The following is an 8,812-nucleotide window of genomic DNA, read 5'->3' as shown; positions in this document are numbered from 1 at the left end:
CGCCATTCGCGGGTGCCTTTTGCTCGTGCCTCGCAAAGCGTTACCGCGCGCTACACAATCAGCAGGGTAGATATTTCGTAGCGTGTGGTAAGCGCAGCGCACCCGCGAGAGCACCGCGAAGCGGTGCCGGGGTTGAGCGTTGGGGCGCATCCGGGCGTCGTTCCGCCGCCATTCGCGGGTGCCTTTTGCTCGTGCCTCGCAAAGCGTTACCGCGCGCTACAGGGGTTTGGTTTTCACCCTTCACCCTTCACCCTTCACCCTTCACCCTTCACCCTTCACCCTTCACCGCTATCAGTCTCGGTGATCTTTTACGATCATGAGGATCATGCTGAGGATGAAGGCGAGGAAAATGGTGATGATAGCGAATACGGTGCTGTTGTATAGCCGCCTGGGTTCGGTTGGGTATTCGGGGTATAGCGGGCTTTGCAGTACGCTTACCTGTTTGAGCTGGCGGGCGGCTTCCAATCGGGTGTTTTCCAAGGCGGCTAGCGCACTTGAGTAGGTTTCCTGGGCGAACTGGGCTTGGAGTTCGAGTGTTTCGTACTCGGCGGAAACGCGGTTGAGTGCGCCACCTGCGGCTTGGGCCAAGCGTTCGCTCTGTTCGCTGATCTGATCTCTTAGTGCCGTAATATTGCGCTCTACCTGGCGTAGTTCAGCAGATTGCGAGCTTTGGAAGCTGGCCAGGGCATCGCGCTGGGCTTGTAGGCGGGCAAGGTCGCCTTCCAGCGTGGCTACGACCTGGTTCAGGCCTTCAACGGTGGCTGTAGGTGAAACGAGGCCATACTCATTTTGAAAGTCCAGTAGCTCCGCGCGGGTTGCTCGAAAACGCTCTTCCAAGCGCACCAGTTGCTGCTCCAGAAACAATACCTGCTCGTCTGCCAAGCGGTGCCCCATGGCGTTCATATGGTCTTCACCCGCTTTTAGAAGCAGTTCGGTCATCTCGTGCGCAAATTCAGGGGTAAATGCTTGTGAGCTGATATTGAGTACGCCTGCGTATTCATCAAGTTCAACATTGACACGGCGCAGATAATACTTGTGTAGCTCTTCAATGGGCGCACCGGAGTCGCGCAATCGGGCAAAAATATCCCCGTGTTCGCTGTAGTGTTCACGAAAGCCTAACGCTGTATCCATCTGACGCAACATATCAGTTGAAAGCAAGTATTCGCGCAGTAGCAGTAGGTCATGCGTATTACCACTACCACCACCGCCCATTAACGAGGCAAAGCTGATCTCAGGCGCTGCTACCTGAGGGCTTTCAAGCACCACGGTTGCACTGGATACATAGCGGGCTTGTGCCCAAATAAACCAGTAGAAGGAGACCAAAAGTATTGCGGCAAGGGCAATAGCCCACTGAGGGTATTGGGTGCCAAAGCGACGAAGAGACGATTGCATGAATTAGCTTGCCTTTAAACGGTCAATAAAGCGCAGGTGCATAAGAAGCCCTAGCGCAATAAGCGAAAACGTAAATAGCCAGAAATAGAGCATGCTGGTGCCAGGCACCACATGGTAGTTTTCAAAAAAGCCCAGCCGCAGTGTTTCCAAACCGTGCGGGATGGGGTTTAGCATCAGGTATTCAAGCAGCCAGTGCGGCAAGCTGTTGAGCGGTAGAATGACGCCAGAAATAATCAGCAGCGGCAAAGAAATCATGCTGATGACGCGCCCTACCTCAGGCACTAACGTTGCGGAAACAGAAGTAACTAGCCCCAGCCCCAAGCCTAAACACCAGAGCGAGAACCAGGCGGCCATCGCGCGAACAGCATTATCCGGGTACATTTCCTGGTCGAGCATTAGCCCGCCTATAATAAAAATCAGGAAGATAAAGGTGCGTAGCATCCCTTCAAGAAAGTTGCGCGTAAGTACCGGGTCTACAGGCTGCACCTGACGGTAGGCAAACAGCGCCTTATTTGCATTGATAGCGCCCATGCCTCGTATCATCCCTTCACGCACCAGAAAGAATCCCAATAAACCGGTAATCATCCAGGGAATAAAGGGTGCGTTAACGACTAAGCGATCACCACGGATAAAGCTGCGAATGGCCACCATGATTCCTACCATGGCGACCGGTTCAAAGATCATCCAGAACCAGCCCATTCGGTCGGCCATGGTGCGTGAAATAGCTTCACGCATGAACATGGCGTACCACACGCTGCGGGTCACTTGCCAAGGCGTGCGGGCGCCCCGGCGTGCTGTTTGAGTATCAGCCATGACGGGTTGCCGCCTTTAAGTTCGTGTTGTTTGTCATGAATTTTTGCATGTGCGGGTGCGGCTTCGGGCGGCAGGCGCCTCGCTGCGCTCGTTACCGCGCGCTACAAGGCCCCCCTTAGCGACTCACCAACCACTCATTACAGGTCCAGCGCGACGCGCGTGGTCACGGCGATCTGGAAGAGGATCTGCGTTAGCGTAGAAGCCAGCTGCAAGTTGTGTACCGGCGCCTTGGGCATTACGAGGATTTCATCCCCCGGGCGTAGCGGTGAATTACGCGCGTGTTCCACAGCACCGTTTTGGCGCACCAGTAGAATCTGGCTCTCATCGGCACGCTCGGTAAAGCCACCGGCGCCGTTGACGTAGTCGATCACGCTCAGACCGGGGCGATACACCACGGCCTGGGGCACCACGATTTCACCGCTGATCAGAACCGAATCGCTGATTTCAGGAATGGTAATGACATCGCCGTCTTGCAGGCGGATATCTGAAATCTTGCCGCCTTGCGCGACTACCAGGCGGCCACTGGGCTCAAGTTCACCTGCGCGTTCAATAAAGCGTTCAATCAGCTCGGCTTCACGTAGACGAATCTGGGCTTCTTCGTCGGTGCGTGAGGTGGCACCCAGGTAGGTGGTTTCCAGGCGGCGTAGGCTGTCTTCCAGCGCCTGTTCCTGCTGCTCCTTGACGCTTTCACGGCGCAGGGAAACGCTTTCAACGGCGGTAAGCCCTTGTGGCACGGCAATGGCATCAAGCAGTTCACTTAGGCGAGCATTGCGCGGCAAGGCGTAGAGCGAAGGCCCGAAGTAGCTGCCTTCTATTTCAACCACGATAGTTTCATTGCGCTGGTCGGCAGTGAAGGTGACTTCATCGCCACTGCGAATGGTTTGGCCAGCAAACAGGGCGACGGGGAAATAGTGGGCGATAGGACCATCGGTACGATGACCACGCAGCAGCACGTTGGAGACACCGCTTCGCAATCGCGCCAGGTTTAAAAGCTCGGCACCGCTAAGCGTGTTACTGGTCAGCTCATAGCGCATCTCGCGGTGCACGTCTCCAGTAACCGCAATCGCCGGGCCGCGCTCTTCCACAACGATAGTGTCACCGTCCTGGAATTGCGGGCGTGCAATCGTGCCGTTAAGTAAAAAGTCGTAGAGGTCCACCGTTGCAACCAGGCGATCGTTACGCATTACGCGTACTTGGCGGTAGCTGCCCAGGTCTTGCTCGATCCCGCCTGCCTGATCAAGAAAGTAGAGCAGCGAGTCATCGGGCGTACCGGCATAGCGTCCGGGGTTTTGCACATAACCTGTTACATAAACGGCAACGGGCTGGACGCCTTGCAGATTGGTGTAAACCTCAACGTTGTCAGGGTATACCGAGGTAATCGCGCGGCGAACGCTGTTATCGACCTCTTGGCTACTCTGGCCTTCCACATTCAAGGGGCCAGAACCAGGGATGAAGATATTGCCCTGGGCGTCAACTGGCAGCACGCGGTCTAACTCAAACGCGCCCCAGGCACGCACGGTGACTTGGTCGCCTGGCTTAATGCGGTAGTCGGCGTTCAAGCCATCGCCCATGGCGCCACGAAAACCACCTGTGAAGAGGTTATATCCAAAGGGGGGCAGCGCATCCGGGTCGCGGGGCGGTGTGGCAATGGGGCCATAAGTGCCACTGCGCCAGTCGGCACGGGGCATGTCGTCTACCTGGCCTTGCTGCTGGCTTTGAGACGATGGCGCCTGACTGCTGCGCTGGCCTGACTGGCCTGAAAGGGTGTCGTCCGGCAGGCTGATAATCTGGGCGGAGGCAGGCGCACAGAACACGACCAAAAAGACGAGCGAAACGGTAGTCAGCGCTTTCGATAGGCAAGCGCGCTTGTATGCTTCAAAGAGATTCATTAAAGGCGCCCTTCTGCCGTTTGCGTTATGACTCGCTGGTTTACCCACTCTTCTGACGACGCTTTGCATACCAGCGCGCGGCGTGCTTCACCACTCATGCCAATCACTTGTAGGCGACGGCATTCACGCCCACTGGCTGCCAAGTAGGGTTCGTCGGCCACAATTTCGACATTGTCACCCCATGGGCTTGCAGCCACGCTGATAACGCCACCGGCAGGCGTTTGGTCCAGAAAGCCGTTTACACTTTCATCAAGAATGGGCTTTGCGGAGTCATCATTAAGGACATAGCGCTGCTGCTGGGAGGCGCTGCCAGAGGGGTAGCTCGTAGCGCACCCACTTATTACGGCCATACTTAACACGGCTAGCAGCATGCGAGCCGGTCGAACTACTAAAAATGAGGTCTTTGGCATAATAATTTCCAGAAAAGGCACGCTACCGCCCGGGGATTGTAACGGGCGCATTCCCTTGCCCAACGCTGTGCGGATAAAATTTGATAATCAATGCTATTTAAATGCTCAGGCATTGTAAGGGATTAGTGGGTTTGTCTCTACACTTGAGAGTATTTGCTAGCTGCGCATTTTAAGCTGACCCGCTAATGTCAATGTTCATCAACATTTCAGCAAATAATGCCCTGTAATGCCAAGCACAACACACGACATCCAAACGCCGCACTGACTACAAGAGCGACGTTATGCTATGCGATGCCCAGCCACTTTAATGCAGCTACCCATATACCTCGGCCGTTTTAAACGCGCTGCCTGCCTGATCTTTCTCTGACAGTGCAAACTCCACCGGTAAGGCTGGCCACTGGATCGCCAGTTCCCGATCATCAAAGCGGATACAGCGCTCTGACGCTGGGTGGTAATAGTCCGTGGTCTTGTACAAAAAGTCAGCCGTTTCGGAAAGTACCACAAACGCGTGACCAAAGCCTTCCGGCACCCACAGCTGGCGGCTGTTTTCAGCCGAAAGTTCAACCCCCACCCATTGGCCGAAGTGGGCCGAGTGTTTACGCAAATCAACCGCTACATCCCACACAGAACCTTGCACCACGCGCACCAGCTTACCCTGCGGCTGCTCTAACTGGTAATGGATGCCACGCAGTACACCCTGGCGGGAGCGCGAATGGTTATCCTGCACAAATTCACGTGTGCAGCCCGTAGCCTCTTCAAACGCCTTCTGATTAAAGCTTTCCATAAAGAAGCCGCGTTCGTCGCCAAATACCTTGGGTGTTAACGCTACCACGCCGGGTAGCGAGGTCTCTTCAATCTGCATTACAGGCTCCCTTTGGCATCCAGCCGCGTCAGCAGGTACTGACCATAGCCGGTTTTAGACAGTGCATTCGCGCTCTCGCGCAGTTGGGCATCACTCAACCAGCCTTGCTGCCAAGCGATCTCTTCCAGGCAAGCTACTTTCAGGCCTTGCCGATGCTCGATGGTTTGCACGTACTGACTGGCTTCCAGCAGGCTATCGTGGGTGCCGGTATCCAGCCATGCAAAGCCGCGCCCCAGGCGTTCAACACGCAGATCACCACGCTCAAGATACGCGTTATTGATGCTGGTAATTTCCAGTTCGCCGCGCTCTGAAGGTTTCACTTGGCGGGCAATGTCCACCACATCGTTGTCGTAGAAGTAGAGGCCGGTAACGGCATAGGGCGACTTCGGCGTAGCAGGCTTTTCCTCAATGGAAACCGCCTTGCCATCATCGTTAAACTCGACCACGCCAAAGCGCTCGGGGTCTTTCACTAAATAGCCAAACACCGTGGCGCCGCTTTGCTGCTCAGAAGCTCGTTTCAGCTGGTCCGAAAAGTGCTGCCCATGAAAGATATTATCGCCTAGCACCAAACAGACCGGCGCACCGCCAATAAAGTCTTCACCAATTAAAAACGCTTGCGCCAGGCCATCCGGGCTTGGCTGCACCGCGTACTCAAACCGTACGCCAAACGCGCAGCCATCGCCCAGCAGGTTTTCGTACTGAGGAAGATCTTCAGGTGTAGAAATAATCAGAATTTCCCGAATCCCGGCCAACATAAGCACCGAAATGGGATAGTAAATCATTGGCTTGTCATAAATAGGCAGTAGCTGCTTTGAAACACCGCGTGTAATTGGATGCAAGCGTGTACCGCTGCCTCCTGCCAAAATAATGCCTTTACGTTGCATCGCTTTTTGCTCCTTGCTCATGGCTGCGCGGTTAACGCGAGCGGGCTATTTCTTCCACTGTCAGTGCCAGTTGGCTTTGCCAATCCGGCAGCTGTACTGCTAGCGCTTTTTCAAGTTTATCAACGGATAGCCGCGAGTTCAGCGGGCGCGCAGCGGGCGTCGGATAATCCGTGGTTGGAATAGCCGAAACGCCATCAGGCGTAATGACCAACGGTAGACCGCACTGCTTTGCCGCCTTAAAAATCTCACAGGCAAAGCCATGCCAACTGGTCTCGCCACGCGGTGCCAAATGATACACCCCGCTGGCCAGGGTGGCACCTTCGCTTAGCAACCTCGTTAGCGCCTGCTGCGTTACCAGCGCAATCAAACGTGCTGGCGTCGGCGCGCCCATCTGGTCATTAATAATGCTTAACGCCGAACGCTCCGCTCCCAGGCGAAGCATGGTGGCTAAAAAGCTTTTGCCAAAAGCACTGTAGACCCAACTGGTACGAAAGATCAGGTGTTGGCAGCTGCTATTCATCACCGCTTCATCACCGGCAAGCTTGGTCGCGCCATAGACGTTGCACGGCCCGGTGGCGTCACTCTCCTGCCAGGGTGCACTGCCTTGGCCGGTGTATACATAATCGGAAGAGTAATGAATCAACCATTTGGACTGCTGCTGGCAGTATTCAGCCAACTGAGCGGGCAGCGCCGTATTCAGGCGCTCAGCCATTGCCTGGTCGGACTCAGCGTTATCCACCGCCGTATAAGCCGCCGCATTGATCACCACATCGGGCTGATGCGTTGCTAAATACGCCGCAACCGCATCGGCATCGGAAAGGTCCAGCGCCGCTCTGCCGGGCGCCAGCACATGACCCAGTGTTGCCAACTGGCGCTTGAGCTCAAACCCAACCTGGCCATTGCCGCCAGTCACAAGAATTGTAAGGGGTGAAGTGTGAGGGGTTAATAGTGAGCGTTCAGATATCATAATGAAGCCTTCAAGTGCTTAATGAGTCCGCCCAGCTGAGAAAATAGTGCGTTAATCGCCATTTCCAGAGCTGAAATATCAGCCGTATACCCTAGCCGTTGGGCAATTTGGCACTGCGTTTCAAGCTCACTGAGCGATCCACGAGCTGCCCCTTCCGCGATATTGCTTGCTACGGATACGGCTGCACGCTGCATTTGACTCGTAAGTCCGCACTGCTCAGTCAAAGGAAAGTTAGCGGTCATTGAGTAAATCAACACAACAAGATCCATGGCTTGTTGCCATGCGCGAAGCTGTTGATGTTTTCTCACGAACTCTCTCCTCTCACCTTACAAGCGAAGCGCTTACACCCTTCACAAACTACCCAACCGCTCGCCCTGGTAGCTGCCGTCTTGCACGCGCTGCCACCATGCGCGGTTATCAAGGTACCACTGAACGGTTTTGCGCAGCCCAGTTTCAAAGGTTTCTTCTGGGCGCCAGTCAAGTTCGCGCTCGATTTTACTGGCATCAATCGCGTAGCGCAGGTCGTGGCCTGGGCGGTCTTGTACGAAGGTGATCAAATCGCGGTAACAATGCTCAGCGGGCACCAGTTCCTGCAGTAAATCACACAGGGTTTCGACCACCTCAAGGTTCGCCTTCTCGTTATGGCCGCCGATGTTGTAGGTTTCGCCTACCACGCCTTCCGTCGCGACCTTTACCAGCGCACGGGCGTGGTCTTCTACGTACAGCCAGTCACGCACCTGCTGGCCATTGCCATATACCGGCAACGGCTTGCCCGCCAGGGCGTTTAAAATCATCAGCGGGATCAGCTTTTCAGGGAAGTGGTACGGCCCGTAGTTATTGGAGCAGTTGGTTAACAGTACCGGCAGGCCGTAGGTACGGTGCCAAGCGCGCACCAGGTGGTCCGAGCTTGCCTTGCTGGCCGAATAGGGCGAGCTGGGCGCATACGGCGTTTCTTCGGTGAAGAGGTCTTCCGGGCCTTCTAAATCGCCATACACTTCATCGGTCGAGATATGATGGAAGCGAAACGCCGAGGCTTTTTCCGGTGCGCTTGTTTGCAAGCCTTTCCAGTAATGACGAGCCGCTTCCAACAGCGTGTAAGTGCCCACAATGTTGGTTTGAATAAATGCCGCTGGGCCATCTATAGAGCGGTCTACATGCGACTCTGCCGCCAAGTGCATCACCACATCCGGCTGGTAGCGCTCAAAAATAGCCGCCATACGCGATGCATCACCAATATCGGCCTGCTCAAAAGCGTAGCGCTCGCTGCCTTCAACCGCTGCTAGCGACTCTAAATTACCGGCATAGGTTAACGCATCGACATTGACGACCGTGTGCTCGGTCTTTTTGATAAGTGCTCTCACAACCGCCGAGCCAATAAAGCCCGCGCCGCCTGTTATTAAAAAAGTTTTCGTAGACATAGTTTCTTCACAAAAGGTCAATTTAATGATTCACCGTTATGCATGCGCCTGCGCTTCAAGCCAAATGTTTTGGCATGTAGGCTCTTTAGCAACGACACATAGATGTAAAAAGCCAAGCGCCTGGGAGGCTAGGCGTAGGCTTGTAACCAGCACACTCTGTAATAGTGGCAAGAAACC

9 protein-coding genes are annotated in these 8,812 nt (G+C 54.9%); all 9 read right to left on the bottom strand.

Features of this window, described 5'->3' with window-relative positions; translation table 11 throughout:
- Window positions 1-291 precede the first annotated feature (291 nt).
- The 9 genes from CZ787_RS02360 to rfbB all read right to left on the bottom strand — a co-directional run bounded on the left by CZ787_RS02360 (window position 292) and on the right by rfbB (window position 8,635).
- Window positions 292-1,392: a chain-length determining protein gene (locus CZ787_RS02360; protein ID WP_087105781.1), complete on the bottom strand. Its 1,101-nt coding sequence runs from the start codon at window positions 1,390-1,392 to the stop codon at window positions 292-294.
- A 3-nt stretch (window positions 1,393-1,395) separates the two neighbouring features.
- Window positions 1,396-2,205, bottom strand: coding sequence for an ABC transporter permease (locus tag CZ787_RS02355; RefSeq protein ID WP_087105779.1), 810 nt, complete (start codon window positions 2,203-2,205; stop codon window positions 1,396-1,398).
- A gap of 137 nt (window positions 2,206-2,342) precedes the next feature.
- Window positions 2,343-4,094 carry a polysaccharide biosynthesis/export family protein gene (locus tag CZ787_RS02350; RefSeq protein ID WP_087105777.1) on the bottom strand — a complete coding sequence of 584 codons (1,752 nt, stop codon included), beginning with the start codon at window positions 4,092-4,094 and terminating at the stop codon, window positions 2,343-2,345.
- Window positions 4,094-4,504: a DVU3141 family protein gene (locus tag CZ787_RS02345; protein WP_087105791.1), complete on the bottom strand. Its 411-nt coding sequence runs from the start codon at window positions 4,502-4,504 to the stop codon at window positions 4,094-4,096. The genes CZ787_RS02350 and CZ787_RS02345 overlap by 1 nt, the downstream gene beginning before the upstream one ends.
- 313 nt (window positions 4,505-4,817) lie before the next feature.
- Window positions 4,818-5,366, bottom strand: coding sequence for a dTDP-4-dehydrorhamnose 3,5-epimerase (rfbC, locus tag CZ787_RS02340; protein ID WP_087105775.1), 549 nt, complete (start codon window positions 5,364-5,366; stop codon window positions 4,818-4,820).
- Window positions 5,366-6,250 (bottom strand): glucose-1-phosphate thymidylyltransferase RfbA, encoded by an 885-nt coding sequence (rfbA, locus tag CZ787_RS02335; RefSeq protein ID WP_087105773.1) that lies wholly within the window; start codon window positions 6,248-6,250, stop codon window positions 5,366-5,368. Before rfbA ends, rfbC begins: the two co-directional genes overlap by 1 nt.
- Before the next feature lie 31 nt (window positions 6,251-6,281).
- A complete protein-coding gene (rfbD, locus tag CZ787_RS02330; RefSeq protein ID WP_087105771.1) occupies window positions 6,282-7,217 on the bottom strand; it encodes a dTDP-4-dehydrorhamnose reductase in 936 nt (311 codons plus the stop codon).
- Complete coding sequence (locus tag CZ787_RS02325; RefSeq protein ID WP_087105769.1) at window positions 7,214-7,525, bottom strand: four helix bundle protein; 312 nt, start codon at window positions 7,523-7,525, stop codon at window positions 7,214-7,216. Before CZ787_RS02325 ends, rfbD begins: the two co-directional genes overlap by 4 nt.
- A 42-nt stretch (window positions 7,526-7,567) precedes the next feature.
- Window positions 7,568-8,635, bottom strand: coding sequence for a dTDP-glucose 4,6-dehydratase (gene rfbB / locus CZ787_RS02320; protein WP_087105767.1), 1,068 nt, complete (start codon window positions 8,633-8,635; stop codon window positions 7,568-7,570).
- Window positions 8,636-8,812 lie beyond the last annotated feature (177 nt).

Source organism: Halomonas citrativorans, from assembly GCF_900163645.1.
In the GTDB taxonomy this organism is placed as follows: Bacteria; Pseudomonadota; Gammaproteobacteria; order Pseudomonadales; family Halomonadaceae; genus Vreelandella; species Vreelandella citrativorans.
This window is presented reverse-complemented; position numbering and strand designations above follow the sequence as displayed.

Excerpts from the sequence above, each read along its gene's own strand:
- CZ787_RS02360 (WP_087105781.1), bottom strand. The coding sequence starts at position 1,392 with ATGCAATCGTCTCTTCGTCGCTTTGGCACCCAATACCCTCAGTGGGCT.
- CZ787_RS02355 (WP_087105779.1), bottom strand. The coding sequence starts at position 2,205 with ATGGCTGATACTCAAACAGCACGCCGGGGCGCCCGCACGCCTTGGCAA.
- CZ787_RS02350 (WP_087105777.1), bottom strand. The coding sequence starts at position 4,094 with ATGAATCTCTTTGAAGCATACAAGCGCGCTTGCCTATCGAAAGCGCTG.
- CZ787_RS02345 (WP_087105791.1), bottom strand. The coding sequence starts at position 4,504 with ATGCCAAAGACCTCATTTTTAGTAGTTCGACCGGCTCGCATGCTGCTA.
- rfbC (WP_087105775.1), bottom strand. The coding sequence starts at position 5,366 with ATGCAGATTGAAGAGACCTCGCTACCCGGCGTGGTAGCGTTAACACCC.
- rfbA (WP_087105773.1), bottom strand. The coding sequence starts at position 6,250 with ATGCAACGTAAAGGCATTATTTTGGCAGGAGGCAGCGGTACACGCTTG.
- rfbD (WP_087105771.1), bottom strand. The coding sequence starts at position 7,217 with ATGATATCTGAACGCTCACTATTAACCCCTCACACTTCACCCCTTACA.
- rfbB (WP_087105767.1), bottom strand. The coding sequence starts at position 8,635 with ATGTCTACGAAAACTTTTTTAATAACAGGCGGCGCGGGCTTTATTGGC.